The organism is Streptomyces sp. NPDC002144, from assembly GCF_053593695.1.
Map to the genome: position 1 here is coordinate 15,632 of NZ_JBSFDB010000032.1, position 26,329 is coordinate 41,960.

A 26,329-nucleotide genomic window follows, 5' to 3' on the forward strand; every position below is an offset into this window, starting at 1 on the left:
TGCAGCACGGTGCCTTTCCTGGAGGGCGACGAACTCCACCCGGCCGCGAACCGCGGCAAGATGGCCGCGGGCCCGGCCGCTGGACGACGACCGCCCGCCGTGGCTGCGATCCCTCACCGACCGGACAACGGAGGCGACCGACTCCGGCCGGGGCGGTGCGATGTCCTGCTCGGCTCGCCCGCCCGGCCCAGGGCGATCGCGGTAGCCAGGCCGATACCCGAGTCGGCTCCGGTCACCAGCGCCTTCTGGCCCTTGAGAAGCTGCGCGGACGCTGGTTCGCGATCGTCGGCATGCATCGCCACCACGGTCACTCCCTCGGCGTTTCGGTGGTCACGGCCACCGGGACGGGCGGAGCGCGTGAGGACGAACGAGTGCCGGACGATCGGGCTACGAGCCCCTGCGGGCAGCTGCCGGCCGGGCTGCTGCGCACGACCGCGCCGGCTCAGCTGGAGGTCGGCGTCTTGTCCGGGTTGCCGTAGTAGGCGTTGGGGCCGTGTTTGCGGGTGTAGTGACGTTGGAGGAGGTGGGGTGGGGGTGGGGTGGTGGGGTTGAGGGAGAGGGTGTGCAGGGCGATGTCGGCGACGGCCTCGCAGATGATGGCGTGTTCCAGGGAGGTGCGGGCGGTGGTGCCCCAGGTGAAGGGGCCGTGCCCGGCGACCAGCGCGGCGGGGACCTCGGCTGCGCGGTGGTCGTCGCCGTGCAGGAGGTCGACGATGACGCGGCCGGTGTTGTACTCGTAGTCGGCCGCGCATTCGGCGGGGGTGAGGTCGCGGGTGACGGGGATGGGGCCGTTGAAGGTGTCGGCGTGGGTGGTGCCCAGGACGGGGATGTCGCGGTGGGCCTGGGCGAAGGCGACGGCGTGGGTGGAGTGGGTGTGGGTGATGCCGCCGATGGAGGGGAAGGCGAGGTAGAGGCTGCGGTGGGTCTCGGTGTCGGTGGAGGGACGCAGGTGCCCTGCGACCACGGCCCCGTCGGACAGGCGCACGGTGACCAGGTCGTCGAGGGTGAGGCTGTCGTAGGGCACGCCGGAGGGCTTGATGACGAACACCCCCGCCTCGCGGTCGACGCCGCTGACGTTGCCCCAGGTCAGGGTGGCCAGGCCGACGTGGGGGATGGCGAGGTTGGCGGCCAGGACCTCCTCGTGCAGGCGTGCCATCACAGGGCCTGGGCCAGTCGGTGGTAGGCGGCGTTCCAGCGGATCTCCTTGGCGAACTGTTCGGTGCTGGTGTGCTCGTCGATGGTCAGCAGTTCGACGCCGGTCATGGCGGCGAAGTCGCTCAGGCTCTCCGGGTCGACGGCGGAGGTCAGGACGGTGTGGTGGGGAGCGCCGGCCAGCAGCCAGCTCTCCGCGGACTCGGCCAGCGAGGGGCGGGGTTTCCATACCGCGCGGGCGACGGGCAGTTGGGGCAGGGGGCGGCTGGGGGCGACGACGTCGACGCTGTTGGCGGTCAGCCGGAAGCGGTCGCCGAGGTCGGCGAGGCCGACGACGAGGGCGGGGCCGGGGGCGGCGTCGAAGACCAGGCGGACGGGGTCCTCGCGGCCGCCGATGGACAGGGGGTGGATCTCGCAGCTGGGGCGGGCGGCGGCGAGGGAGGGGCAGACCTCCAGCATGTGGGCGCCCAGGATGCGTGGTTCGCCGGGGCCGAGGTGGTAGGTGTAGTCCTCCATGAAGGAGGTGCCGCCGGGACGGCCGTGGCCGATGACCTTCAGGGTGCGCAGCAGGGCGGCGGTCTTCCAGTCGCCCTCGCCGCCGAAGCCGTAGCCGTCGGCCATCAGCCGCTGCACCGCAAGGCCGGGCAGCTGGCGCAGGCCGCCGAGGTCTTCGAAGTTGGTGGTGAAGGCGGTGAAGCGGCCGTCGGTGAGGAAGGCGCGCAGGCCCAGCTCCTGCCGGGCGGCATACAGCAGGGCGTCGTGGCGGATGCCGCCGGGGCGGAGGGCGGGGACCACGTCGTAGGAGTGCAGGTACTCCTCGGCCAGTTCGGCCGCCGCCTTGGGCTCGACGGCGTCGACGACGGCGACGAGGTCGTTGACGGCGTAGGTGTTGACGGAGTAGCCGAAACGCAGCTGGGCCTCGACCTTGTCGCCCTCGGTGACCGCGACCTCGCGCATGTTGTCCCCGAACCGGGCCAGCCGCAGGGAGCGGGCTGCCTGCCGGCCGGCCGCGGCGCGGGACCAGGCGGCGATGCGTCTGACGACGCGGGGGTCGGTGGCGTGCCCGGCGACGATCTTCCGGTTCACCCCCACCCGGGCCTCGATGTGGGCGAACTCGCGGTCGCCGTGGGCGGCCTGGTTGAGGTTCATGAAGTCCATGTCGATGCTCGACCAGGGCAGCGACAGGTTGTACTGGGTGTGCAGGTGCAGCACCGGCCGGTCCAGCGCGCTCAGGCCGGCGATCCACATCTTGGCCGGGGAGAAGGTGTGCATCCACACGATCACGCCGACGCAGGCGTCCGACGCGTTGGCTTCCAGGCATATCCGGCGGATCGACTCGGCGTCACTCAGGACGGGCTGGGACACGATCCGCAGCGGGATCTCCGCGGCCGCGTCGAGGCGCTCGGCGATCTGCCGGGACTGCTGGGCCACCTGCGCCAGGGTCTCCTCCCCGTACAGGTGCTGGCTGCCGGTCAGGAACCACACCTCACGGCTGTCGAAGGGCTGCGGTTGGCTCGTCATGGCGATGTCCTTTCACAAAGGGTGGTTCAGGCGGAGGCCTCGGCACGCAGACGGCGCAGGCGGTGCATGACGTCGTTGGTGCCGCGCCCGAAGTAGTCGTGCAGCAGCCGGTATTCGGCATAGAGGCGGTCGTAGGCCACAGCCCGCTGCGGGTCGGGCTGGTACACGCCGCGGTCGGCCTTGCCCATCGAGGCTGCGGCGGCCTGGATGTCGGGGTAGGCCCCGGCGGCGACCGCGGCGTGCATCGCCGCGCCCAGTGCCGGGCCCTGGGTGGAGGCGATGATGCTCAGCGGGCGGCGGGTGACGTCGGCGTAGATCTGCATCAGCAGCGCGTTCTTCGTCAGCCCCCCGGCGATGATCAGCTCGTCGACCGGCACCCCGGCGGACTCGAAGGCGTCGATGATGGTGCGGGTGCCGAAGGCGGTGGCCTCCAGCAACGCCCGGTAGACGTCCTCGGGGCGGGTGGAGAGGGTCTGGCCCACGATCACACCGCTGAGGTCGTGGTCGACCAGGACCGACCGGTTGCCGCTGTGCCAGTCCAGGGCCACCAGGCCGTGTTCCCCGACCTGCTGCCCGGCCGCGAGACCGGTCAGGTACGCGTGCGGGTCCTGGCCGGCCGCGGCGGCCCGCTCCGCGTACGCGGCGGGGAAGCCGGTGCGCACGAACCAGGCGAAGATGTCACCGACCCCGCTCTGCCCCGCCTCATACCCCCACAGGCCCGGCAGGATCCCCCCGTCCACCACCCCGCACATGCCCGGAACCACACCATGCTGGTCGGAACTCATCACATGGCACGTCGAGGTGCCCATGATGGCCACCATCTGCCCCGGCTCCACCGCCCCCGCCGCCGGTGCCGTCACGTGGGCGTCGACGTTGCCGACACACACCGCGATACCCTCCGGCAACCCCGTCCAGCCCGCCGCCTCCGCCGTCAACCGCCCTGCGGCCTGGCCGAGTTGCCCGATCGGGTGCTCCAGCTTGTCGGCCACGAACCCGGCGAAGCCGGGGTTGAGTGCCTCCAGATAGGCCCCAGACGGGTAAGTGCCGTCCTGGTACTGGCCCTTGTACCCGGCCGTGCACGCGTTGCGCACGTAAGCCCCGCACAGCCGCCACACGATCCAGTCCGCCGCCTCCACCCAGCGCTCCGTCCGCCGGTAGATCTCCGGATCCTCCTCCAGCACCTGCAGCGCCTTGGCGAACTCCCACTCCGAGGAGACCTTCCCGCCATAGCGCTCCAGCCACGGCTCCTTGCGCTCCACGGCCAGCGCGTTGATCCGGTCGGCCTGCCCCTGCGCGGCATGATGCCGCCACAGCTTCACGTAAGCATGCGGACGCCCCGTGAACTCGGGCAGCTCCGACAGCGGGGTGCCGTCCGCGAGCACCGGCAGCACCGTGCACGCCGTGAAATCCGTCCCGATACCGACCACCTGCTCAGGCCGGACACCAGCAGCAGCCACCGCCTCCGGCACCGCCTTGCGCAGCACGTCGAGGTAGTCCGACGGCACCTGCAACGCCCAGTCCGGAGGCAACCGCGTCCCGTCCGGCAGCTCACGGTCCAAAACCGCATGCCGGTACACGTGCTCCGCCGACCCCAATTCCGCGCCGTCGCGGACCCGGACCACCACCGCACGGCCCGACAGGGTCCCGAAGTCGACTCCCACGACGCAGGGTTCCGGGTTGCCGGATGTCTCGTCCCCGTTGTTCACCATCAGCCTCCTCCTCTGTACAGGCTTATTCGATATATCGACCGTCGTTCGAGTTCCTGAAGACGCCGAGAAGGCGACCGCGGCGGAGTCGACCGGCGTGTCGGTGCTCAGCTCCGGCTTCTGCCGAAGTAGCGGGCGCGCACCCGGTCGAGCAGGATGGCGACGCCGAGCACCGCTCCCTGGACGACCTGCTGGTCGTACGGGCTGACCTTGAGCGCGAGCAGGCCGTTGGTGATGAACTCCAGCAGGATCGCGCCGGCCGCGATGCCGGCGATACGGCCCTCGCCGCCGGAGAGGGACATCCCGCCGACCACCGCGGCGGCGATCGCGGTCAGTTCCCAGCCCGCCCCGACCGAGGGGTCGGCCACGTTCATACGGCCGATCACCAGGATGCCGACCACACCGGCGAGCACGGCGCTGGCGATGTAGGTGGAGGTGATGCGGCGGGCGGTCGGGATGCCCGCGAGGCGGGCCGCTTCCTTGTTGCCGCCTACCGCGTAGATCTGGCGGCCCACGTAGGTGCGTTCGAGGACGAACCAGGCGACGGCGGCGGCGCCGACGAAGAACAGGGCGGGGACCGGGATCTGGCCGATGTAGTACTGGCTGAGGTTGCTGAACATCGGGTCGAGGTTGTTGATGGGTGAGCCGCTGGTGATGGCGAGCGCCATGCCCTGCGCGACGGTGTAGGTCACCAGGGTGATCACGAACGGCGGCACGTTGAGGCGGGTGACCATGATGCCGTGCCACAGGCCGACGCAGGCCGTGATCACCAGCGTGAGAAGGATCGCGAGAGGCGCGGGCATGCCCTCGTTGACGTTCATCCAGGCGGCGAGGATGCCGGCCAGGCCGGCCAGCGCGCCCACCGAGAGGTCAATGCCGCCGGTGAGGATGACCAGCGACTCGCCGATGGCGAGGATGCCGACCTGCGCCAGGTCGCGCCCCATCACCTGGAGGTTGCCCACCGCGGTGTAGGTGTCGGCGTTGGCCGCGATCCCGACGAACACCAGCACGCAGGCGATGATGACTCCGGCCTCCGGAGAGGCGGCGAGCTTACGGGCGAGAGTCGCTGCGGCCGGTCGCGACTTGGGCGCGGCCTCCTCGGGTGCGAGCGTGCTCTGCGCGCTCATGCTGTGGCTCCGTTCGTCAGTTCTTCCTGGTCGGGGGTTTTCCGGTCGAGCGCGGGCGTGCCGGCCGCGGCCGTCATGATCCGTTCCTTGGTGGCGTCGGCCCGGTCGATGACCGTGACGACCCGGCCGTGGTTCATCACCGCGATGCGGTGGCAGATCCACAGCAGTTCCTCCAGTTCGGAGGAGGCGGCCACCACCGCCATGCCCTGTTCGGCCGCCCGGTCGATCAGCTTGTAGATCTCGGCCTTCGCGCCCACGTCCACGCCACGGGTGGGCTCGTCGAGCAGCAGCAGGCGCGGTTCGGCGGCGAAGGCGCGGCCGAAGATGGCGCGCTGCTGGTTGCCTCCGGACAGGGAGCCGATCGGCTGCTCCACCGACTGCATCCGGACGTTGACGTTCTCGGTGATCTTCCGGGCCTCGGCGCGCTCGCGTCCCGGGCCGAGCAGGCCCCGGGTGCTGATCCGTTTGAGCACGGAGACGAGGACGTTGGAGCGGATCGACGCGAACAGCACGAGGGACTGTTCCTTGCGGTCCTCGGGGATCAGGGCGATCCCGGCCGCCACGCCGTCGCCCGCGCCGCGCGGATGGTAGGACTCGCCGCCCAGCAGCATCCGGCCGCCCGTGGAGGGCTGCGCGCCGGCGATGGTGTGGACGAGGCGGCTGCGGCCGGAGCCCATGAGCCCGGCGACGCCCAGGATCTCGCCCTCGCGCACCTCCAGGTCGACCGGTCCCAGACCGTCCGCGGTCAGGCCTTCGACCTGCAGCAGGACGGGGCTGGTCGCGGGCGGTGCCTTCGGCTCGCCCTGGGCGACCTCACCGCCCACCATCTCCCGGATCAGCCGTTCCTCGGTGGCCTCGGCCGGTTCGAGGTCGGCCACCAGCCTGCCGTTGCGCAGCACCAGGACGCGGTCGCTGATGTCGCGGACCTCGTCCAGGCGGTGCCCGATGAACAGCACCGTGCCGCCGCGTTCGGCGAGTTGCCGGGCCAGGCCCAGGACCATCTCGGCCTCGACCGGGCCCAGGGAGGAAGTCGGTTCGTCCAGGATCAGCAGCTTGGGTTCGCGGCCCCAGGCCTTGGCAATCTCGATCATCTGCCGGGTCGGCACCGGAAGGGTGCGCACCTCCCGGCTGACCGGGATCGTCCCGGCGGACAGGCCGATCTCCGCCAGCATCGCCTCGGCCTCGGCGCGCTGTGCCGCACGGTCCACGAGCAGCCGCCGCTTCGACTTGCGCGGCCGACGGCCCAGCAGCAGGTTCTCCGCCACCGACAGCTGCCCGACCAGCGGAAACTCCTGCGAGACCATGGCGATGCCGAGCTGCCCGGCCGCTTCGGTGGACCCCGCGACGAGGGGCTGGCCGTCGACCAGGATCTCGCCGCCGTCCCGGTGGACCGAGCCGGCCAGCGTCCCCATCAGCGTGGACTTTCCGGCGCCGTTCTCGCCCACCACGCCGATCACCTGGCCGGCGTACAGGTCGAGTTCGGGCAGGTCGAGGACGCGGACCGGCCCGTAGGACTTGTGGACTCCCCGCAGCCGCGCGGTGATCGCGCGGCTCGGGGCGTTCTGGGTGGCCGTCATGCTCAGCCGATCCCGAGCTGCGACTCGAGGGACTGGTAGGCGCTGAGGTCGGACTTGGTGACCAGGCCCACGCCGGAGCTCAGGGTCGAGCCGTCCTTCTCCAGGTACGGCTTGACGATCGCCATCGTCTTGGCCTTGCCCAGCACCTTCTCCGCGGCCAGGAGGTACGCCCCGGTGTAGCCCTGCTGGTACGGCATCTGCACGACGGTTCCGGAGATCACGCCGGACTGGATGAACTTCAGCGTCTGGGCGTCGGAGTCGTCGGAGACGATGTGCACGGAGGCGGTCTTGCCCGCCGAGGTGACCGCCTGCGCGAGCGCGGGACCGTCGTAGGAGTACACGCCGTACAGGCCGTTCACATCGGGGTTGTTGGCCAGGATCGTCTCGGCGTCCGAAGTCGCCGTGCTGGCCTGGAGGTTGTCGTTGACCTTCTGCGCGACCGTGATCTGGGTGCCCTTGAGGGCGGCCTCGAAGCCCGCGATGCGCTGGGTGGCGTTCGACGCGGTGAGCGAGCCGACCAGGATCGCCACCTTGCCCTTGCCGCCGAGCACCTGCTTCATCGCGGTGCCCGCCTGGAAGCCGGCGGTGTAGTTCGGGGTGCCCAGGTAGAGCGAGGCGGCGTCGGTGCCCGGCAGCGGCGAGTCGATCGCCAGGACGTCGATGCCCTTCTGCACGTCGGTGTGGATGGTCCCGGCGGCGGAGGTCGGGTCGATCGCGGAGATCGAGTAACCGGTCACGCCCTGCGAGCGCAGCGTCTCCAGCTCCGAGTTCTGCTCCGTCAACTTGCCGTTGGGCGGGGCGAAGTAGGTGCACTTGCTCTTCGCGATGCCGAGGTCGGAGCAGCCTTTGAGGAAGCCGACCTGGCCCGCCTTCCAGTAGTCGGCGGCCACGTTCACGACCATCGCGATGTCGACCTTGGACAGGTCCTTGCCGGCCAGATCGGCCTTCAGCGCCGCGTCGAGCTTGGCCAGGCTCGTCTGGTTGAAGGTGACCGACCCGGACAGGGCGACCGGGGCCGCACTGGGGCTCGACGAGCCGGCGCCGGCCTGGCTGGAGGAGCTGCCGGAGTTCTTGGAGCAGCCGGCGGCGGCGAGCGAGATGAGCACCGCTGTCGCGGCGATCGCGGTGCGGGACCTTCTGCTACGGATCATCATTGATCTGCGCCCTTCTAGGCGTGTCGGGGTGGCGAGCCCACGGCCGGGAGCGGCGGTGGGCGGGTGGGGAGGACGGGGCCGCGAACGGGCATGCCGGAGCGTCCCGGCGAGGGGGATGCGTTGGTCCACGGCGGAGCGGTACGAGGCTCAGGAGGCGCTCGTCGCGGCGGTGGGGCGGGGCCGACGGCGCGGTGGTGGAGGCCTGACGAGCAGTCAGGTCGGATACTCAACTGGCAATGTACACAGCTGAGTTGATGTTCAGGTCACGCTGATGGGCAGCAGTCCATACGGACTCCCTCGTTCAGGGTCGGGGGCGGGTCGCCGAGGTGCGCACCACGAGGGTGGGCGGGATGACGATGTGGTGCGTCTCGTCGGCCACCTGCAGCCCCGCGTCGGGGTCTCCGACGATCTCGATCAGTAACCGCAGGGCGCGCCGGCCGAGTTCGTCGAAGTCCTGGCGGACGCTGGTCAGCGACGGGCCGAAGTACTCGGTCTCCGGCATGTCGTCGAAACCCACCACGCTGATGTCCTCGGGCACCCGCAGCCCTGCCTGCTGCAGGGCCCGCAGCAGGCCGAGCGCCATGTGGTCGTTGGCGCAGAACACCGCCGTGACATCGGGGTCGGCGGCGACGCGCCGGCCGAGCTCGTATCCGGTGCGGGCCGTCCAGTCGACACCAGCGAGCGGCTCGGGCACCGCGGCGCCCCGCTTTTCCAGGGTGCCGCGCCAACCGGCCTCGCGTTCCTGCGCGTCGAGCCAGGAACGCGGTCCGACCAGGTGGTGCACCGTGCGATGGCCGAGGTCCAGCAGGTAGTTGGTGGCGAGTTCGGCACCGGCCTCGTTGTCCACCGCCACCGAGGCCAGCGCGGCGTGGGTCCCGCAGCCCACCGCGACCAGGGGCACGTCCGAGGGGACGTTCGCCAGTGCGGCGATCGCGGAGGTCTGCGGCGCGATCACGATGATTCCTTCGACGCCCTGGTCACGCAGCCGGTCCACGGCGTCCAGTACGGACCGCCGGTCGAGTGTGCCGACGGCGGCCACGGTGACGAAGTACTCGTGTTGTCGGGCCGCCTGCTCGATGCCGTAGAGCATGCAGGCGGGGCCGTACAGCGTGGTGTTGAAGCTGATCACACCCAGGGTGCGGGTGCGGCGGGTCGCCAGGGTGCGGGCGGCGGCGTTGGGGCGGTAGCCGAGCTCGCGGACCGCGGCCAGGACCCGGTCGCGGGTGGCGGGCCGTACGTTCGGGTGGTCGTGGAGGACCCGCGAGACGGTCTGGTGCGACACGCCCGCGAGCCGGGCCACGTCCGCCATCACCGGTGCGCGTTCCGTGTCCATGCTCCACCTCCTCACTGGCTGTCGTGGGAATTGTTAACGCACACAATCCGGAGGGGTCAAGGCATGGGAAGGACCTGTCGTCGAATGCTCCGACAGCGTTGCCATGGGCGGGGAATCCCTCACGACCTGCGGTTTTCCCCCGGCGCGATCCGCCGACGAGCCACCAATGCCAGGCAGAGGAAGCAGAGTTCAAAGCTTTTGTTTCCACTCTCTTGACTGTTCAAGAGAGTTGACCGGCTATTCATCCCAGCGTAGAAAGACGGAGTCGCGAGACCGGGCGATCACCCCATCCGCCCGAGTACAGAGCCGCACGTGACCCGCCGCAGCCGCACCCCCGCTCCCCCGACGCTTCCGGATGAGTAACGGCGTCTGACGTGCTCGCTTGTTAACGCTCACAATCCGCTCGTCCGCAGACAGCGGATCTCCCCCCTGCCCCTGCGCGCGCCGCGGGGCGGCACGCACGACGGAAGAGGTTCACAGTGACAGTCAGACACCTGAGAGGTCTCCGGTTCAGGGTGGTGGGCGCGGTCCTCGCCCTCCTCGCCGGCATCCTGGCCGCGGCCATCGGCACCGCGGGCACGGCCCAGGCCGCCTCGTCCCTCCCCTGTGACATCTACGCCGCCGCGGGCACGCCCTGTGTCGCCGCGCACAGCACCACGCGGGCGCTGTCCGCCTCGTACAGCGGCGCGCTCTACCAGGTCAAGCGTCTGTCCGACAACACCACCACGAACATCGGGACGCTCACCGCCGGCGGCTACGCCAACGCGGCGGCCCAGGACTCCTTCTGCTCCGGCACGGAGTGCGTCATCACCGAGATCTTCGACCAGAGCGGCGAGGGCAACAACCTCACCGTCGAGGGCCCGGGCGGCAACGGCGGGCAGGACGTCGGCGCCATCGCGAACGCCCTGCCCGTCACGGCGGGCGGCCACAAGGTGTACGGCGTCTCCGTGCAGGCCGGCGTCGGCTACCGCGACAACAGCACCACCGGGATCGCCACCGGCAGCCAGCCGGAGGGCACCTACATGGTCACCAGCGGCCACCACGTCGACGGCAACTGCTGCTTCGACTACGGCAACGCCGAGACCAACGGCAAGGACACCGGCAACGGCCACATGGACGCCGTCAACTTCGGCACGGAGTGCTGGTTCACGCCCTGCTCCGGCTCCGGCCCCTGGGTCATGGCGGACCTGGAGAACGGCCTGTTCGCCGGCGGAAACGGAACCAACAGCAACAACACGGGCAACTCCAGCACGTTCGTCACGGCGCTGGAGAAGAACAACGGCACCACCACGTACGCCATCAAGGACGGCAACGCCCAGTCCGGCACCCTGAAGACCGACTACAACGGCAGCCTGCCGACCACCACCGGCTACATGCCGATGCACAAGGAGGGCGCCATCGTCCTCGGCACCGGCGGTGACGACAGCAACTGGTCCGACGGCTCGTTCTTCGAAGGCGTCATGACCTCCGGCTACCCGACCGACGCGGCCGACAACGCGGTGCAGGCCAACATCGTCTCGGTCGGCTACACCCAGGCCGCCCAGACCTTCCCGGTCACCGGCACCGCCTACCGGCTGACCAACCCCAACAGCGGCAAAGTACTGGACGCCGTCAACTGCGGCACCGCCAACGGCACCGCCGTCGACCTGTGGTCCTCCCTCGGCAACACCTGCCAGCAGTGGAAGTTCGCGAGCGCCGGCAACGGCCACTACACCATCACCAACGTCAACAGCGGCACGGTGCTGGACGACAAGAACTGCGGCATCAGCAACGGCACCGCGGCGCAGCTGTGGGCGTCACTGGGCAACACCTGCCAGCAGTGGGACATCACCCCGGCCGGAAGCCACTACACGATCAGCAACGTCAACAGCGGCATGACCCTCGACGTGGCGAACTGCGGCACCGCCAACGGCACGTCCGTGCGCCAGTGGGCGCAGCTGGACAACGTCTGCCAGCAGTGGGACATCGCGCCCTGACCTCAACGACCGCTCACCGACGGCCCGTCGGTCCTCCCCGCCCGACGGGCCGTGTCCCCCGCCTGATCATCTCCGTCCTCCGCACAGTTCTCCCGGCCGACTCGTCTCACAAAGGAACCCCACATGCCTTCGGAAGCCGGACTGCCCCGCAGAACCGTTCTGACCGCCCTCGGCGCCGCCTCCCTGGCCGGCACCTTCGCCGCCGCCGTTCCCGTCCAGGCCGCCGAGCGTGACGCCCCGGCAGCGGACGCAGCCATCACGGACCTGCCCGCCGCGGCCGCGCACTGGACCTTCGACGAGGGTTCCGGCACCTCCGCCGCCGACGCGTCCGGCAACGCTCACACCGTGACCCTCCAGGGCGCGGCCGGCTGGGACACCGGCAAGGTCGGCGCCCACAGCCTGAACCTCACGGCGGGCGGCAACGCCACCGCGTCCGGGCCCGTCCTCGACACCTCCAAGGCGTTCACGGTGGCCGCCTGGGTCAACCTCGGCCAGCTGGGCGGCTACCAGACCGCCGTCAGCATCGACGGCAAGGTCGTCAGCGCCTTCTACCTGGGGCTGCGCGACGACACCGGCACCTTCGCCTTCGCCCGGCTCGACTCCGACGCCGATCAGGGTGCCGCCGTGGCGGCCGCCGCCTCGGCTCCCGCCACCGGCACCTGGACCCACCTCGTCGGCGTCAGCGACCCCTCGGCCGGCGTCACCCGCCTCTACGTCAACGGCGTGCTGGAGGGCCAGGCCGACTACACCTCCGGCTGGGCCGGCACCGGCGACACCGCCGTCGGCCGGGCGCTCTACAGCGGCGGCCACGTCGACCAGTGGCACGGTCTCATCGACGACGTATGGCTGTTCCCGGCCGCCCTCACCTCCGACCAGGTCGCCACGCTGGCGGGGGTGCCGGTGGAGAGCACGACACCGCTGCTGAGCGTGGACGTCGCCAGCCCGGCGCACGCCGTCTCCCCCATCCTGCCCGGCCTGATGTTCGAGGACATCAACCACTCCGGCGAGGGCGGCATCTACGCCGAACTCGTGCAGAACCGCTCGATGATGGCCAGCGACACCTCCCCCGTGCACTGGTCCGCGGTGGGCGGGACGACTCTCGCGCTGGACGCCTCCACGCCGCTCAACGAGGTCCTCACGCGGTCCCTCAAGGTCGTCCTGCCGGCCACCACCGGAGCCGGCAACCGGGCCGGCGTGGCCAACGACGGCTTCTGGGGCATACCCGTGCGGCCCCGGACCACCTACACCGCCCGGCTGTTCGCCAAGGCGACCCGACGCCTCGGCCCGCTCAGGGTGGCCATCGAATCCGCGGACGGCTCGACCGTGTACGCCTCCGCGCGCCTTCCCCACGTGGGCACCGCGTTCCGGGACCGGCCCTTCGAGTTGACCCTGCGCACCCCTTCGGGCGTTCCCGTGGTCGGTGACGCGCGGCTGACCGTGACCACCGACGACGCGTCCGCAGCGGGCGAGACACTCTGGCTGCAGCACGTCTCCCTCTTCCCGCCCACCTACAACAACCGCCCGAACGGTCTGCGCGTCGACCTGATGGAGAAACTGGTCGCTCTCAAGCCGAAGTTCCTGCGCTTCCCCGGCGGCAACTTCCTCGAGGGCAACACCATCGCGACGCGGTTCAACTGGAAGAACACCATCGGCCCGGTCTGGGAGCGCCCCGGCCACATGGACGACGCCTGGGGCTACTGGTCCACCGACGGCCTGGGACTCCTCGAGTACCTGGAGTGGGTCGAGGACATGCGGGCCCAGCCCGTGCTCGCCGTTTTCGCCGGCTACGCGCTCCGGGGTGAACACGTCACCGGCGACGCCCTCAAGCCGTACATCCAGGACGCTCTCGACGAGATCGAGTACGTCACCGGTCCCGTCACCAGCACCTGGGGCGCGAAGCGGGCCGCCGACGGTCACCCGAAGCCGTTCCCGCTGGAGTTCGTGGAGATCGGCAACGAGGACTGGTTCGACTCCTCGGGGTCCTACGACGAGCGCTTCGCCGCCTTCTACGACGCGATCAAGGCCAAGTACCCCCGTCTGAAGCTGATCGCCTCGACGACGGTGACGAGCCGCACCCCGGACCTGATCGACGAGCACTACTACCTCGCGCCGTCCGCCGCCCAGGCCTCCACGCACAAGTACGACAACCGGGACCGCGGGTCGGCGAAGGTGTTCGTCGGCGAGTGGGCCGCCCAGGAAGGCCGCCCCACACCCGACCTCAACGCGGCGCTCGGCGACGCCGCCTGGCTGGCCGGACTGATCCGCAACTCCGACCAGGTCCTGATGGAGTGCTACGCGCCCCTCTTCTCCAACGTCAACAACAACGTCTGGGCGACCAACCTGATCGCCTACGACAACCTGACCAGCTACGCCTCACCCAGCTACTGGGCGCAGCACATGCTCACGAGCCGGCTCGGCGACACCGTCCTGCCGGCCACCGCGCGTGCGCTGCCTGCCGTCGCCACGGTCGCCACCCGCGCCGGGAAGCGGCTCTACCTCGCGATCGTCAACTCCGGCACGCAGAAGGCGAGCGTGCCCGTCGAGCTGAAGGGGCTGGCCAAGGGGGTGAAGAAGACCGCGACGGCCACCGTGCTGAGCGGAGCGTCACGCACCACCACGAACACCCTGGCCGACCCCCATGCCCTCGTGCCCACCACGAGCACGGTCACCGGCGCGGCAGCGGCCTTCACCAGTACGTTGCCGCCGTTGTCCGTCACGGTCCTGGAGCTCACGCTGACCTGACGGAGGGAGTGTCCCACCACCTGTCGCAGCGGGCGCGCCGCTCACCCAGTCGCCGGTGGGGTACGCGGCGAAAACCGCGGCTCGGCCAAGTCGCCGTCCACGACGGCGACTTGGCCGTGCCCGCGCAGACGGCCGTGCAGCATGTCGGCGACCCTGTTGTTCTGTGCGCCCGACTCAAGGAAAACGTCTATTGCTTGACTCAAGTAATCTATCTATGCTTGCCTGACGCAAGCAACCCCTTGTCGGACGGGACCCTCGTCCCGTCGTCCGACCGGGGCCGCCTAAGCGGAGGCGACCCCGCGTGCCGTGCACCGCCCCCGAACTCGGTGCCGGCACGGTGCCGGGCCCGGCGCCGGACTCCCCGTCCGGTGCCGGGTCCAGGGTTCCGCCCCTGCCCACTGCTCGGTTGTCCAGCCGCCCCTCCCCCGGCCGAGCGACGCTCCGGCCACGTCCGGACGCGCCTCACCGGACGCGAGAGAGACGAAGGACAGGACACCGATGAAGACCTCCGTACGGGCCCTGCTGGCCGGGCTGCTCGCCTTCGGGGCGCTGGGCCTCACGCTCGGCGTCACCCACCACGGCGACAGCCCCGGCCAGGCCCCGCCCAAGGGGCCCTACGTCGCCCTGGGCGACTCCTACACCGCGGGCCCCGGAATCCCAAACCAGCACGGCAGCCCGGCCGGCTGCGACCGCTCGGACCGCAACTACCCCTCCCTGGTGGCCCGCCGACTCGGCCTCGACGCGACCGACTTCCGCGACGTCAGCTGCAGCGGCGCCACCATCGACGACCTCTCCCTGGCCCAGAGCACCGACAACGGGACCAACCCGGCGCAGCTGGACGCCCTTTCCAGCCGCACACGTCTGGTGACCCTCGGCATCGGCGGCAACGACATCGGATTCAGTTCGATGATCAAGCAGTGCGTGGAGCGCGGAGTCGTCTACTACGCGCTCGGCGGCACCCGGGCCTCGAACGGCGCCCCCTGCCGCGAACGCCATGGAGCCGGCGGCACCGACGAGACGGAGGAGAAGATCCACGCGGCGGGCGAGCGGCTCACCGGCGCACTGAGCGAGATCCGGCGCCGGGCACCGCGGGCCCGGGTGTACGTCGTCGGATATCCGGCGATCCTGCCGGCCGAAGGATCGAACTGCGGGCGGGCGATGGGGCTGGCGCCCGGAGACGTCGGCTATCTGCATGCCAACGAGCAGCAGTTGAACGCGATGCTGCGGGCGCGCTCCGAAGCGGCGGGGGCGGGCTATGTCGACACGTACACCCCCTCCGTGGGACACGACGCCTGCTCGGCCCGTGACACCCGCTGGATCGAGCCGCTCGTCCCGCTCGCCCCGGCCGCCGCCGTCCACCCCAACGAGCGCGGGGAGCGGGGCATGGCCGAGGCGACACTGTCGGCCTTCGGCGTCACGGGGTGAACGGGCGTCAGGGACGGGACGAGATCGGGGCCAGCCACAGGCCGACGAGTGCGTCGGCGAGGCCGCTGGCGGCATCGTCCCAGTTGGCGCGGGGCGTGGCCCGGTTCTCGGCGATCGCGCGCTCCCGCTCGGCAGGCATGTGCACGATGAGATGGCGGGCCATCTCGGCGCGCTCGGCCCTTACTTCGGGGGGCAGGTCGGGCAGGCAGCGGGTCAGACCGTCGATGATCTGGCGCAGGGTCGGGGAGACGAGGGACTCCTCGACGAGGATCTCGTGCAGCGCGGGGTCGGTGACGACCTGCGCGCAGAACCGTGCGTACCAGGTCGGTCCGCCCAGCGCGCCGAGGTGCTCGGGGACGGGCCGCACCAGGCAGTCCACCCAGTCGCGTACGTCCGTGGAGTCGCCGATGCCGGCCAGCAGCCGGGCGCGGATCTCCTCGATGCGGGTGGCGTGCTTGCGGACGATCGCGCGGACCAGGTCGGCCTTGGTGCCGAAGTGGTAGCCCACGGCCGTGTTGTTGCCCTGGCCGGCGGCCTCGCTGACCTGACGGTTGGAGACCGCGTTCACACCCCGCTCGGCGAACAGCCGCTCCGCCGCGGTCAGGATCAGCTCACGGGTCGCGCTGACCTGTTCCGCCCGTGCCGTCCTGCTCGCCATGCTCACCACCGCACCGGGACTTCGCTCAGCCCTCCGACGGCCAGCCCCTCGAGCCGTCGCAGGTCCGCCGTCGGTGCGGCGAGTTCCAGCGACGGAAGCCTACGCAACAGCACATGGAGGACGGTCCGCAGCTCGGTACGGGCGAGTTCCTGACCGAGGCAGGCGTGCGGGCCGGCACCGAACGCCAGAGGGGGGTTGGGGCTGCGGTCGAGCCGCATCTCGCCGGGCGCCTCGAAGACGGTCTCGTCCCGGTTGGCGGCGGCGGTGTTGCACAGCACCGTCGTCCCGGACGGCAGTAAGGCGCCGGCCACCTCGGCCGGCCGGACGAGGTAGCGGGGTACGCCGATGCCGGGCTCGGCGTCGAAGCGCAGCGCCTCCTCGACCGCGAGCGGCACCAGGGAGCGGTCGGCGAGCAGGCGCTCCCAGCGGCGGCGGTCGGCGAGCAGCAGGGCCACCATCTTGCCGATGACGTTGGCGGTGGTCTCGTGCCCGGCGATCAGCAGGGCCTGGCCGGTGAAGACCAGTTCCCGTTCGGACAGGGGCGGTTCGTCGGCGTCCCACTCGGTCGCCAGATCGCTGAGCAGGAAGACGCTGGGGGCGGTGCGCTTGGCGTACACGTGCGCGGCCATGTAGTCGACGAAGTCGTCCTGCGCCTGCTCGATCTCGTCCTGCGCAGCGGGTGAGGTTGAGCATGACGTCGGACCAGTACGCGAACCTGTCCTGGTCGGCGGCGGGGACACCGAGGAGATCGCAGATCACCCACACGGGCAGCGGGAAGGCCAGGTGCGCCCGCAGGTCCGCCGGATGACCGTGGGACACCATGTCGTCGACGAGCTTCTCGGCCATGGCCCTCGATGCCGGGCTGCTGCGCGGCCATGCGCTCGGCGGTGAACCACCGGCCCACGGTCCGCCGCCACCGCGCGTGCTCGCTGCCGTGCGCCGGGATGGCCATCGCCATGTCGCTGCCGAAGACGCCGCCCGCCTCCTCGTCGGCCAGGCGCGCGGCGCCGTCCGCGCGCAGCACATTGCCGAACCGGCTGTCGGACAGCAGCCGGCGGACGTCCTCGTGGCGGGTGAGCAGCGTCGCCTCGTCCTCGCTGGGCAGGCGTACGCGCGCGAGGGGGCACCGTTGCACCAGCGCGGCCCACTCGCCGGGGGCCTCCAGTGCCGTATCGCCGTGGAAGGGATACCTCGGGAGCAGATCGTCCTCACGCGGGTGCATACGCCCTCCTGAGATCCGGCGGTCCCGGCGCGATCAGGCAGACCGAGCCCTTACAGTAAGTCAGGCGCCTGCCTTAAAACTGGCAAGCTGTTCGCCTGTCCCGTTGTGCCTGGAGGCTATTTCATGTCCGACGCCCTTCCCAGACCCGCGAACGCGGCCGATCCGGCCGCTCCCCCGGCGGGCGCCGTGGTCGCGGTGCTGGCCTTCGCCGGCATCGTCGTCTCACTGATGCAGACGCTGGTCATCCCGATCGTCCCGGAGCTGCCCAAACTGCTGGACGCGCCCGCGTCGGACACCGCCTGGGCCGTGACCGCCACGCTGCTGGCCGCCGCGGTGGCGACTCCGGTGGTGGGCCGGCTCGGCGACATGTTCGGCAAGCGGCGGATGCTGCTGGTCAGCGGGGTGCTGCTGGTGACCGGGTCCATCCTGTGCGCCCTCAGCGACTCGCTCGTACCGATGATCGTCGGCCGGGCGGTGCAGGGTCTGGCCTCGGCCGTCGTGCCGCTGGGCATCAGCATCATGCGGGACGAGCTGCCGCCCGAGCGGCTGGCGGGTGCCACGGCGCTGATGAGCGCCTCACTCGGAGTCGGCGGCGCGCTGGGCCTGCCGACGGCGGCCCTGATCGCGGACCACTTCGACTGGCACGTGCTGTTCTGGAGCTCGGCCGGCATGGGCGCGGTGGCCCTGGTCCTGGTTCTGCTGTTCGTGCCCGAGTCCAAGGTGCGGTCGGGCGGCCGCTTCGACGTCGTCGGCGGCCTCGGCATGGCCGCGGGGCTGGTCTCCCTGCTGCTCGCCATCTCCAAGGGCGCCGACTGGGGCTGGACCAGTGGCACGACCCTCGGCCTGTTCGCGGCGTCCGTCGTGGTGCTGCTCGCCTGGGGCTTCTTCGAACTGCGCACCACCGAGCCGCTGGTGGACCTGCGCACCACCGCCCGCCGTCAGGTGCTGGTGACCAACCTCGCCTCCATCGCGATCGGCTTCTCGATGTTCGCGATGTCCCTGGTCCTGCCCCAGTTGCTGCAGCTGCCCACCCAGACCGGCTTCGGCCTCGGCAAGTCGCTGCTGACCGCCGGTCTGGTGATGGCGCCGTCCGGTCTGGTGATGATGGCCTTCGCTCCGGTCTCGGCCGCCGTCTCCAAGGCCAAGGGACCCAAGGTGACCTTGATGATCGGCGCCCTCATCGTGGCCGCCGGGTACGGACTGAACATCGTGGCGATGTCACAGGTCTGGCACCTGGTGCTGGTGTCCTGCGTGATCGGCGCCGGCATCGGCTTCACGTACGGCGCCATGCCCGCCCTGATCATGGGCGCGGTGGACCCCTCCGAGACCGCCGCCGCCAACAGTCTCAACACGCTGATGCGGTCGATCGGTACGTCCTGCGCCAGCGCCATCGCCGGCGTCGTCCTGTCCCAGATGACGATCAGCCTGGGCGGTTACGCGCTGCCCTCGGAGAACGGCTTCAAGTCCGTCATGGCCCTCGGCGCGGGTGCCGCCCTGCTCGCCTTCGCCGTCGCGTCGTTCATCCCGCGCCGACGCCCCGTCACGGCGACCGCGCCGGTGCCGGCCGCCGAACCGTCGGCCGACGCGTCCTCGGTCAGCTGACCCCAGCCGCCTGAGGGCCGCCCACCGACGTCCCTCAGACCGGTCTTCTCCTCGTTCGCAGCAGGCTCACACCTGCGCCGAGCGCGACGGCGCCCAGGCCGACGCAGGTCAAGACGCCCTGGGTGCCGTCGACCACGAAAGGGGCCACCACGGCGACCGCCAGGTTGAACACGAACAGAAACCAGAGCACGGGCCGCGAGACCAGCGGGGAGTTCATCGGTTTTCCTTCCAGGACGGTGATGGTCGGACCAGAACGGTGACGGTGGGAACGCCGTCAACACTGCCGTCCGCGGTCCACTCCCCGCGATGGAGCGCACTCCCGGACCCGGGGTGTAGCCCGCTGCACCATCGCGACGCCGATCCCGCCTTCCTGCCCAGGGAGGAGAGCGGCCGACCTCGTACTGCGTTCTCAGTAGCGGCCATTGTCGGCAGCCGCACGACGACGCGGCGAGCCCGCTCAGGGAGCCTGAGGTATCCGAGTGCCCGGGCTGTTGACCTCCCCCTCCCCCAGAGGGTCTCCCGTCGTTTCCGGCGGGCATCGCCCACCATGACGTGAGGACCACGACCGGAGAGAACCGATGAGCATCCCCTGGCAGCGCTACGACGACGAGCACGTCCGCGTCGTCGACACCATGGCGGCGGCGCTGCTGTTCGCCGCGTTCCTCTTCGGCAGCGAGATCCAGGTGCCCGGCACCCACCACTCCGACCGCGTCATGCCCACCCTCGCGCTGGCGGCCGTCTCCTGCGGGGCCCTGTTCTGGCACCGCCGCCACTCCCGCACCGTCGTCGCGGTCACCGCGCTGGGGGCCGCCGGAGCGGGCGCCCTGGGTCATCTGCTCACACCGCTGATGCTGGGCCCGGTCATGCTGGCGCTGTTCCGGCTGGCCGTCAGCACCGATCGCCGCACCACCCGGACCTTCTTCCTCGCCACGCTCGTGGTCGTGGTCGTTCCCGCCTTCGCCGTCGACCCCAACGACAACCCCTGGCCCCTGAAGACCCTGGGCCCTGCCGCCTGGCTGCTCCTTCCGGTCGCCACCGGCAGCACCGTCCGGATGAAGGGCGCGTATCTGCAGGCCGTGCAGGCGCGCGCCGAGTACGCCGAACGCAGCCGCGAGGAGGAGGCACGGCACCGGGTGGCCGAGGAGCGCATGCGCATCGCCCGTGAACTGCACGACGTCGTCGCCCACCATCTGGCCCTGGCCAACGCCCAGGCGGGTACGGCGGCCCATCTGGCGCGCACCCATCCCGAACAGGTGCAGAGGATACTCACCGACCTCGCCGGTACGACGTCGTCGGCACTGCGCGAGATGAAGGCCACCGTCGGCCTGCTGCGCCAGAAGGACGACCCCGACGCTCCTCTCGCCCCGACGCCGGGACTGGGCCAACTCGGCGAACTGACGGACGCGTTGCAGTCCACCGGCCTGACCGTCCAGGTGAGCACGGAAGGCGTACCCCGGCCGCTCACGCCCGGCGTGGACCTCACCGCATACCGCATCGTGCAGGAGGCGCTGACCAACGTCACCAAGCATGCCGCCGCCCGGGCCGCGTACGTCCGGCTGCGCTACGGCGACGACCACATGACCATCACCGTCACCGACGACGGCACCGCCACCGCCTCGGCCGCATCCGCGCCCGCGCCGGGCAGCGGTTTCGGGCTGATCGGCATGCGCGAGCGCGCCCACTCCGTGGGCGGCGCCCTGCAGGCCGGGCACCGCCTGGAGGGCGGCTTCGAGGTCACCACCCGACTGCCTCTGTACCCGGCAACGCCATGAGGCGGTATCACGATGAGACGACAGAGGACAGAAACGGACCCGATGACCATCCGCGTGCTGCTCGCCGACGACCAGGCCCTGCTGCGGGCCACCTTCCGCATTTTGATCGACTCCTGCGACGACATGGAGGTGGTCGCCGAGGCCGCCGACGGCCGTGAGGCGGTGGCGCTCACGCGCGAACACCGCCCCTCTCTCGTGCTGATGGACATCCGCATGCCCGGCACCGACGGGCTCGCCGCCACGTCCGCGATCTGCGCCGACCCCGACCTGTCGGACACGCGCGTGCTGATCCTGACCACCTTCGAGATCGACGAGTACGTCGCCCAGGCACTGCGGGCCGGCGCGAGCGGCTTCCTCGGCAAGGACGTGACCGCCGACGCGCTCCTGGACGGCATCCGGACCGTGGCCCGCGGCGACTCCCTGCTCTCGCCGCTCGCCACGCGCGCGCTGATCACTCGTTTCCTGACCACCCCGGCCCGCGGCCACCGGCTTCCCGGCTCCGACGACCTGAGCGGCCTGACCGCCCGTGAACGGGAGGTCATGGCGTGGGTGGCCGAGGGTCACTCCAACGAGGAGATCGCCGAGAAGCTGTACGTCAGCCCGCTGACCGTACGCACGCACGTGCACCGGGCGATGACCAAACTGGGCGCCCGCGACCGCGCCCAGCTGGTCGTCATGGCCTACCAGTCGGGCCTGGTGCGGGCCCCGCAGGGCGGGGAGCGGTAGGGCCCCGGGGGGCTGGTGCCTATCGGGGGTGCGGGCCACTCAGGACGGGCAGCGGTAGGCCCGGTGGGGGCTGCCGATTGGGTGGGGGCGGGCTCCGCAGGGCGGGCAGCGGTAGGTCCGGTGGGGGGATGCCGATCGGAAGGCCGGTGGGGGCTGCCGATCGGATGGTGCGGGCTCCGCAGGGTGGCTGGCTGTGGTTCCGGCGGGGCAGGCGCCGATCGGGGTCGTGTGCGGCCTCCGCAGGGTGGCTAACCGATGGCTGACCGTGGTCCCTGCGGGGCGGCCGTCGATTGGAGGGCTCAGAGTCCGCAGGGCGGGCAGCGGTAGGTCCGGTGGGGCGGGTGCCGATCGGGGGTGGTGTGGGTCTGGCGCGCAGGGGGGTGGTAGCCCGGCCGAGGGGCTGGCGGTCGGGACGGTGCCCCACCGCGACCGGAGCGGGCGTGGCGCTGGCGAGCGCGGTGGCGGATCCGGCGACCGTCGGCCCGCAGGCAGGTGAGAGCGGCTTCTACGAGGCCTGGTGGTTGGGTTGGCCCATGCCGGCCCGACCAGAGGACCCCAAACGGCGGCGGCGCGTCGGCCCACCCAGTCGCGCTGGGTCAGCCGCCGCGCACGAAACGCCCCGCGCGGCTGGCGCTGCGCCAGCCGCTCAGCCTGCTGACAGCTTGTCCAGCCACTGCTCCAGCAGGGCCGACTCGGCCGCGGTGAAGACCGTCGACTGTTCGGCACGCAGGCGGGCGGCGAGTGTGGCGGCGGCGACCGGAACCGCCCTGTCCTGATCGTCCCGCTCGGCGGGCTCGTCCGTGGCGGCCGGACGCGTCACCGAGTCGAGAACGGCGTCACGCAGCCGCTCGGAGAACTGCGGGTCCGCGTACTGCTCTGGCCGGGTCAGCATCGACAGGGCCGCGCCGACATTGGCCGACATGATCATCTGCGTGGCGAGCGCGGGCGGCACGGTGAGCCGGCCGGCGGCCGCGCAGCGCTCCAGGATCCCGTGCAGCAGGGCGTGCGCCTCCTGCGCCGCGGCTGGCGGAACCGTCAGCTCGGGTGAGTACATCAGGCGGTAGTGATTGGGGTGCTCCAGCGCGAAGCGCATGTGGTTGTCCCAGCCGCTCCTGACGTCGGCCACCGGGTCGTCGCTCGGCCTGGCCGCCCGCTTGGAGGCGAGGTACGCCTCGAAACCCCGGTCGACGACGGCCGCCAGCAGCCCCGCCTTGTCGCCGAAGAGCCGGTAGAGCATCGGCGCACCCACCCCGGCCGCCTCGCAGACCGCCCGCGTGGAGACATCGGCGACCGAGGCCTTGGCCAGCAGGTCCGCGGCCGCTTCCAGGATCTTTTCCCTCGCATCCATGGGTCTACCGTACGCCATTCGTATCGGCGATACGAAGCAGGGGGTATCAACGCTACGAAACTGTGTTATCGTCGATACGAACAATCCGTAGCAGCGCTAACAAAGGATGCAGTCATGACCACTCACACCCCCACCTCCGCGCACCGGCGCGTCGCGATCGTGACCGGCGGTTCGCGCGGCATCGGACGACAGGTCGCCGAGCGCCTCGCCGCGGACGGGTACGCAGTCGTCGTCGGATACGCGGGCAACAAGGAGGCGGCTGACGAGGCCGTCCGTGCCATAGAAACCGCCGGCGGCACCGCACAGGCAGCCCGTGCGGACGTCGCCGACGAGCACGAGATCGCCGCCCTGTTCGACCTCGCGGAGACCACCTACGGCGGCGTCGACGCGGTCGTGCACGCCGCCGGCCGCATGCCGCTCTCCCCCGTCGCCGACCTCGACCTCGCCGAGCTCGACGCCCTGTACCGCACCAACATCCGCGGCACGTTCGTCGTCGACCAGCAGGCGGCGCGCCGGCTGCGCCCGGGCGGAGCGCTGGTCAACTTCTCCACCTCGGTGGTCGGACTGGCCTTCCCCGGCTACGGCGCCTACGCCGCCAGCAAGGGCGCGGTCGAGGCGCTGACGCTGATCCTCGCCCGCGAGATGCGGGGGCGTGACATCACCGTCAACGCCGTCGCCCCCGGCCCCACCGCGACCGAGCTCTTCCTCGACGGCAAGGACGAGGAGACCATCGCCCGCCTCGCCGCGCAGCCGCCGCTGGAGCGCCTGGGCACGCCCGAGGACATCGCCAACGTCGTGTCCTTCCTGGTCGGTCCAGAGGGCCACTGGGTCAACGGCCAGGTACTGCGGGCCAACGGCGGAATCATCTGACGGCCGGCTCTGACAAAGGAACGGAACGCCATGAACGACAGCAAGGTCATCCTCGTCACCGGCGCCTCCAGCGGTTTCGGCGCCCTCAGCGTCCGCGCACTCGCCGCGCGCGGCCACACCGTCTACGCGGGCATGCGCGCCCTCACCACCCGTAACGCGCCAGCCGCTTCGAATCTGGCCGCACACGCCGACGAGCACGGCGTCGATCTGCGCGCCGTGGAACTCGACGTGACCGCGCAGGCCAGCGCGGACGCAGCAGTCGAGCGGATCGTCGCCGAGCAGGGGCGGCTGGATGTCGTGGTGCACAACGCCGGGCACATGGTGCTGGGCCCCGCCGAGGCCTTCACCCCGGAGCAACTGGCGGACGTCTACGACACCAACGTCCTGGGCACCCAGCGCGTCAACCGCGCGGCACTGCCACAGCTGCGCCGACAGGGCCAGGGCCACCTCGTGTGGATCGGCTCCTCCAGCACCCGCGGCGGCTGCCCGCCCTTCCTGGCCCCCTACTTCGCGGCCAAGGCGGCGATGGACGCCCTCGCGGTGAGCTACGCGGCCGAGGTCATCCGGTTCGGGATCGACACCTCGATCGTCGTTCCGGGTGCCTTCACCGCCGGCACCAACCACTTCGCCCACGCCGGCACGCCCGCCGACGCGGAGCGGGCCGCCGCCTACGACGCCCGCTACAAGGCGCTGATGGACGACGTCAACGAGCGGCTGGCCGGGCTGATACCACCGGGCGCCGATGTCTCCGAGGTGGCCGACGCGGTCGTGCGCGTGGTGGAACTCCCGTCCGGCGAGCGGCCGTTCCGCGTCCATGTCGACCCCAGCCGGGACGGCAGCGAGGTCGTCTCGGCGGTGGCCGACCGCATCCGGGTGGAGTTCTTCCGCCGAGTGGGCCTGGAGGACTTGCTGACGCCTGCGAGCAGTCTCTAGGTCGCGCCGTTGCGGGAGAGCGAGGGGGTGGGCGGGGGTGAGGGGAGTGGCATCTGCCAGGCACAGGGGCCCGTCAGGTCGTCGGCGGAACGCAGCGCCGTTCAGGCGAAACCGGTCGGATGGGCGCGTGACGGGGTGCCGAGGTGTCGACAAGTGACCCCGTGACGCTCCCCCTGATCCCGCCCATGCTCGCCACGCCGGGCAAGCTGCCGCCGGTCGCCCAGGACGCCCGCTGGGCCTACGAGACCAAGCAGGACGGCCAGCGCGTGGTCGCCTATCTCGAAGGGGACGGGAGTGTGCTGCTGCGCGCCCGGTCCGGGGAGGACATCACCGCCGCCTATCCCGAGCTCCGGCCACTCGGCGCGGCGCTGGGGAGGACGGCAGCCGTACTGGACGGGGAGGTGCTGGCGCTGGACGAACGGGGGCGTGCCGACTTCCAGTTGCTGCAGTCCCGGATGGGCCTGGCGCACGCGCCCGGCAAGGCGGCACGGCAGGCGACGAAGGTGCCCGTCCATCTCGTCCTGTTCGACGTGATGCACCTGGCCGGGCAGGACCTCACCGGGCTCCCCTACACCCGGCGGCGCGGGCTGCTGGAGGAGCTCGGACTCGGCGGGGCCCACTGGTCCACGCCCGCCGCGCTCGTCGGCCACGGCGAGGAGGCCCTGCGGGCCACCGTCGAGCACGGACTGGAAGGTCTGGTCTGCAAACGGCTGGACTCGGTGTACGAGGCCGGGGTGCGATCGCGGGCCTGGATCAAGATCCGCAACATGCGCAGCGAGGACGTGCTGGTGGGCGGGTGGCTGCCGGGCAAGGGACGGTTGCAGGGGCTGCCAGGTGCCGTCCTCGTCGGACAGCGGGCGGCGGGGCGGCTGCGTTATGTGGGCGGCGTGGGGACCGGCTGGAGCGAGGCCGAGCGGGTGCGGCTGGCCGAGCTGTTGCGGGCCGCGGAGACCGACGTGTGCCCGTTCGATCCGGTGCCGCACGTGGCGGGCGCGCACTGGGTGGTACCGCGGCTGGTGGGGGAGGTCCGGTTCAGCACCCGTACCCGGGCGGGCATGCTGCGCCAGCCGTCCTGGCTGCGGCTGCGGCCCGACCTCGCGCCGGAGGATTCGGCGGCCGACCTGCCGGACGACCTCACCTGACCACCCGTCACCGCACACCGCCGACCCTGACCGCCCGCCACTGCACGCCGCCGCCCCTGACCGCCCGCCACCGCCCTTCGACACCCACACCGCCCATCACCGCACGCCGGCACCCCAGACCGCCCACCACCGCACTACAACCCTCTGCCCGCCCGCCATCGCAGGTCGCCCCCTGACCACCCCTGACCGCCTCCACCGCCTCGATCGCCTCTGACTACCCCTCTGCTCCTCCCCCGGACGCTTCCGACCGCCCCCTGCCTCACCCGCACGCCCCTGACCACCCCTCACCGCTCCTCCCCGCCCCTCCCCTCCCCGATCATCTATTGGGCTGCGCTTCACCACC

19 protein-coding genes and 2 pseudogenes are annotated in these 26,329 nt (G+C 71.2%); 9 read left to right on the forward strand and 12 right to left on the reverse strand.

Annotation, left to right across the window (positions count from 1 at the left end):
- Positions 1-176 precede the first annotated feature (176 nt).
- The 8 genes and pseudogenes from ACWCQ1_RS36410 to ACWCQ1_RS36445 all read right to left on the reverse strand — a co-directional run.
- Positions 177-296: pseudogene (locus ACWCQ1_RS36410) on the reverse strand (sugar dehydrogenase); the annotation flags it as partial.
- Between the two features lie 146 nt (positions 297-442).
- Positions 443-1,156, reverse strand: coding sequence for an L-ribulose-5-phosphate 4-epimerase AraD (gene araD / locus ACWCQ1_RS36415; protein WP_133043927.1), 714 nt, complete (start codon positions 1,154-1,156; stop codon positions 443-445).
- Positions 1,156-2,673, reverse strand: a complete 1,518-nt coding sequence (gene araA / locus ACWCQ1_RS36420) for an L-arabinose isomerase (RefSeq protein WP_451028307.1) — start codon at positions 2,671-2,673, stop codon at positions 1,156-1,158. The genes araD and araA overlap by 1 nt, the downstream gene beginning before the upstream one ends.
- Before the next feature lie 26 nt (positions 2,674-2,699).
- On the reverse strand, positions 2,700-4,382 hold the full coding sequence (araB, locus tag ACWCQ1_RS36425; RefSeq protein ID WP_451028308.1) for a ribulokinase: 1,683 nt from the start codon (positions 4,380-4,382) through the stop codon (positions 2,700-2,702).
- Positions 4,383-4,486: 104 nt separating this feature from the next.
- Positions 4,487-5,506: an ABC transporter permease gene (locus ACWCQ1_RS36430; protein ID WP_208785410.1), complete on the reverse strand. Its 1,020-nt coding sequence runs from the start codon at positions 5,504-5,506 to the stop codon at positions 4,487-4,489.
- Entirely contained in the window at positions 5,503-7,083 is a 1,581-nt protein-coding gene (locus tag ACWCQ1_RS36435) for a sugar ABC transporter ATP-binding protein (protein WP_451028309.1), read from the reverse strand. The genes ACWCQ1_RS36430 and ACWCQ1_RS36435 overlap by 4 nt, the downstream gene beginning before the upstream one ends.
- Before the next feature lie 2 nt (positions 7,084-7,085).
- Positions 7,086-8,237: a substrate-binding domain-containing protein gene (locus ACWCQ1_RS36440; protein ID WP_451028310.1), complete on the reverse strand. Its 1,152-nt coding sequence runs from the start codon at positions 8,235-8,237 to the stop codon at positions 7,086-7,088.
- 301 nt (positions 8,238-8,538) lie between these two features.
- Entirely contained in the window at positions 8,539-9,570 is a 1,032-nt protein-coding gene (locus tag ACWCQ1_RS36445; protein ID WP_451028311.1) for a LacI family DNA-binding transcriptional regulator, read from the reverse strand.
- Positions 9,571-10,049: 479 nt separating this feature from the next.
- Here ACWCQ1_RS36445 and ACWCQ1_RS36450 point away from each other — a divergent pair, with 479 nt between their 5' ends.
- From ACWCQ1_RS36450 to ACWCQ1_RS36460, 3 genes are all read left to right on the forward strand, one after another.
- Positions 10,050-11,546 carry an arabinofuranosidase catalytic domain-containing protein gene (locus tag ACWCQ1_RS36450; protein ID WP_451028312.1) on the forward strand — a complete coding sequence of 499 codons (1,497 nt, stop codon included), beginning with the start codon at positions 10,050-10,052 and terminating at the stop codon, positions 11,544-11,546.
- Positions 11,547-11,669: 123 nt separating this feature from the next.
- Positions 11,670-14,288 carry a LamG-like jellyroll fold domain-containing protein gene (locus ACWCQ1_RS36455; protein WP_451028313.1) on the forward strand — a complete coding sequence of 873 codons (2,619 nt, stop codon included), beginning with the start codon at positions 11,670-11,672 and terminating at the stop codon, positions 14,286-14,288.
- A gap of 498 nt (positions 14,289-14,786) precedes the next feature.
- Positions 14,787-15,713 (forward strand): SGNH/GDSL hydrolase family protein, encoded by a 927-nt coding sequence (locus ACWCQ1_RS36460; protein WP_451028314.1) that lies wholly within the window; start codon positions 14,787-14,789, stop codon positions 15,711-15,713.
- Positions 15,714-15,720: 7 nt separating this feature from the next.
- On the opposite strand, the gene ACWCQ1_RS36465 is transcribed toward ACWCQ1_RS36460, so the two are convergent.
- Both ACWCQ1_RS36465 and ACWCQ1_RS36470 read right to left on the reverse strand, forming a co-directional pair.
- A complete protein-coding gene (locus ACWCQ1_RS36465; protein ID WP_451028315.1) occupies positions 15,721-16,371 on the reverse strand; it encodes a TetR/AcrR family transcriptional regulator in 651 nt (216 codons plus the stop codon).
- Between the two features lie 2 nt (positions 16,372-16,373).
- Positions 16,374-17,593 (reverse strand): annotated as a pseudogene (locus tag ACWCQ1_RS36470) (cytochrome P450).
- 123 nt (positions 17,594-17,716) lie between these two features.
- Here ACWCQ1_RS36470 and ACWCQ1_RS36475 point away from each other — a divergent pair.
- Positions 17,717-19,195, forward strand: coding sequence for an MFS transporter (locus tag ACWCQ1_RS36475; protein ID WP_451028316.1), 1,479 nt, complete (start codon positions 17,717-17,719; stop codon positions 19,193-19,195).
- A 34-nt stretch (positions 19,196-19,229) separates the two neighbouring features.
- On the opposite strand, the gene ACWCQ1_RS36480 is transcribed toward ACWCQ1_RS36475, so the two are convergent.
- Positions 19,230-19,412, reverse strand: a complete 183-nt coding sequence (locus tag ACWCQ1_RS36480) for a hypothetical protein (protein WP_208783444.1) — start codon at positions 19,410-19,412, stop codon at positions 19,230-19,232.
- Between the two features lie 361 nt (positions 19,413-19,773).
- Between ACWCQ1_RS36480 and ACWCQ1_RS36485 the strand changes: the two genes are divergently transcribed.
- Together ACWCQ1_RS36485 and ACWCQ1_RS36490 are read left to right on the forward strand one after the other, a co-directional pair.
- A complete protein-coding gene (locus ACWCQ1_RS36485) occupies positions 19,774-20,967 on the forward strand; it encodes a sensor histidine kinase (protein WP_358601747.1) in 1,194 nt (397 codons plus the stop codon).
- Between the two features lie 42 nt (positions 20,968-21,009).
- Positions 21,010-21,693 carry a response regulator gene (locus ACWCQ1_RS36490; protein ID WP_133043916.1) on the forward strand — a complete coding sequence of 228 codons (684 nt, stop codon included), beginning with the start codon at positions 21,010-21,012 and terminating at the stop codon, positions 21,691-21,693.
- 646 nt (positions 21,694-22,339) lie between these two features.
- On the opposite strand, the gene ACWCQ1_RS36495 is transcribed toward ACWCQ1_RS36490, so the two are convergent.
- A complete protein-coding gene (locus ACWCQ1_RS36495; RefSeq protein ID WP_358601744.1) occupies positions 22,340-23,041 on the reverse strand; it encodes a TetR/AcrR family transcriptional regulator in 702 nt (233 codons plus the stop codon).
- A gap of 114 nt (positions 23,042-23,155) precedes the next feature.
- Between ACWCQ1_RS36495 and ACWCQ1_RS36500 the strand changes: the two genes are divergently transcribed.
- The 3 genes from ACWCQ1_RS36500 to ligD all read left to right on the forward strand — a co-directional run bounded on the left by ACWCQ1_RS36500 (position 23,156) and on the right by ligD (position 25,986).
- The gene (locus tag ACWCQ1_RS36500) at positions 23,156-23,911 is read left to right on the forward strand and encodes an SDR family oxidoreductase (RefSeq protein ID WP_358601741.1); all 756 of its coding nucleotides are present in this window, start codon (positions 23,156-23,158) and stop codon (positions 23,909-23,911) included.
- 30 nt (positions 23,912-23,941) lie between these two features.
- Positions 23,942-24,844: an SDR family oxidoreductase gene (locus ACWCQ1_RS36505; RefSeq protein ID WP_451028317.1), complete on the forward strand. Its 903-nt coding sequence runs from the start codon at positions 23,942-23,944 to the stop codon at positions 24,842-24,844.
- A gap of 161 nt (positions 24,845-25,005) precedes the next feature.
- A complete protein-coding gene (ligD, locus tag ACWCQ1_RS36510) occupies positions 25,006-25,986 on the forward strand; it encodes a non-homologous end-joining DNA ligase (RefSeq protein ID WP_358601735.1) in 981 nt (326 codons plus the stop codon).
- Positions 25,987-26,329 lie beyond the last annotated feature (343 nt).

Bases quoted from the DNA above. Each gene is read 5' to 3' on its own strand.
- araD (WP_133043927.1), bottom strand. From the start codon at position 1,156: ATGGCACGCCTGCACGAGGAGGTCCTGGCCGCCAACCTCGCCATCCCC.
- araA (WP_451028307.1), bottom strand. From the start codon at position 2,673: ATGACGAGCCAACCGCAGCCCTTCGACAGCCGTGAGGTGTGGTTCCTG.
- araB (WP_451028308.1), bottom strand. From the start codon at position 4,382: ATGGTGAACAACGGGGACGAGACATCCGGCAACCCGGAACCCTGCGTC.
- ACWCQ1_RS36430 (WP_208785410.1), bottom strand. From the start codon at position 5,506: ATGAGCGCGCAGAGCACGCTCGCACCCGAGGAGGCCGCGCCCAAGTCG.
- ACWCQ1_RS36435 (WP_451028309.1), bottom strand. From the start codon at position 7,083: ATGACGGCCACCCAGAACGCCCCGAGCCGCGCGATCACCGCGCGGCTG.
- ACWCQ1_RS36440 (WP_451028310.1), bottom strand. From the start codon at position 8,237: ATGATGATCCGTAGCAGAAGGTCCCGCACCGCGATCGCCGCGACAGCG.
- ACWCQ1_RS36445 (WP_451028311.1), bottom strand. From the start codon at position 9,570: ATGGACACGGAACGCGCACCGGTGATGGCGGACGTGGCCCGGCTCGCG.
- ACWCQ1_RS36455 (WP_451028313.1), top strand. From the start codon at position 11,670: ATGCCTTCGGAAGCCGGACTGCCCCGCAGAACCGTTCTGACCGCCCTC.
- ACWCQ1_RS36460 (WP_451028314.1), top strand. From the start codon at position 14,787: ATGAAGACCTCCGTACGGGCCCTGCTGGCCGGGCTGCTCGCCTTCGGG.
- ACWCQ1_RS36465 (WP_451028315.1), bottom strand. From the start codon at position 16,371: ATGGCGAGCAGGACGGCACGGGCGGAACAGGTCAGCGCGACCCGTGAG.
- ACWCQ1_RS36475 (WP_451028316.1), top strand. From the start codon at position 17,717: ATGTCCGACGCCCTTCCCAGACCCGCGAACGCGGCCGATCCGGCCGCT.
- ACWCQ1_RS36480 (WP_208783444.1), bottom strand. From the start codon at position 19,412: ATGAACTCCCCGCTGGTCTCGCGGCCCGTGCTCTGGTTTCTGTTCGTG.
- ACWCQ1_RS36485 (WP_358601747.1), top strand. From the start codon at position 19,774: ATGAGCATCCCCTGGCAGCGCTACGACGACGAGCACGTCCGCGTCGTC.
- ACWCQ1_RS36490 (WP_133043916.1), top strand. From the start codon at position 21,010: ATGACCATCCGCGTGCTGCTCGCCGACGACCAGGCCCTGCTGCGGGCC.
- ACWCQ1_RS36495 (WP_358601744.1), bottom strand. From the start codon at position 23,041: ATGGATGCGAGGGAAAAGATCCTGGAAGCGGCCGCGGACCTGCTGGCC.
- ACWCQ1_RS36500 (WP_358601741.1), top strand. From the start codon at position 23,156: ATGACCACTCACACCCCCACCTCCGCGCACCGGCGCGTCGCGATCGTG.
- ACWCQ1_RS36505 (WP_451028317.1), top strand. From the start codon at position 23,942: ATGAACGACAGCAAGGTCATCCTCGTCACCGGCGCCTCCAGCGGTTTC.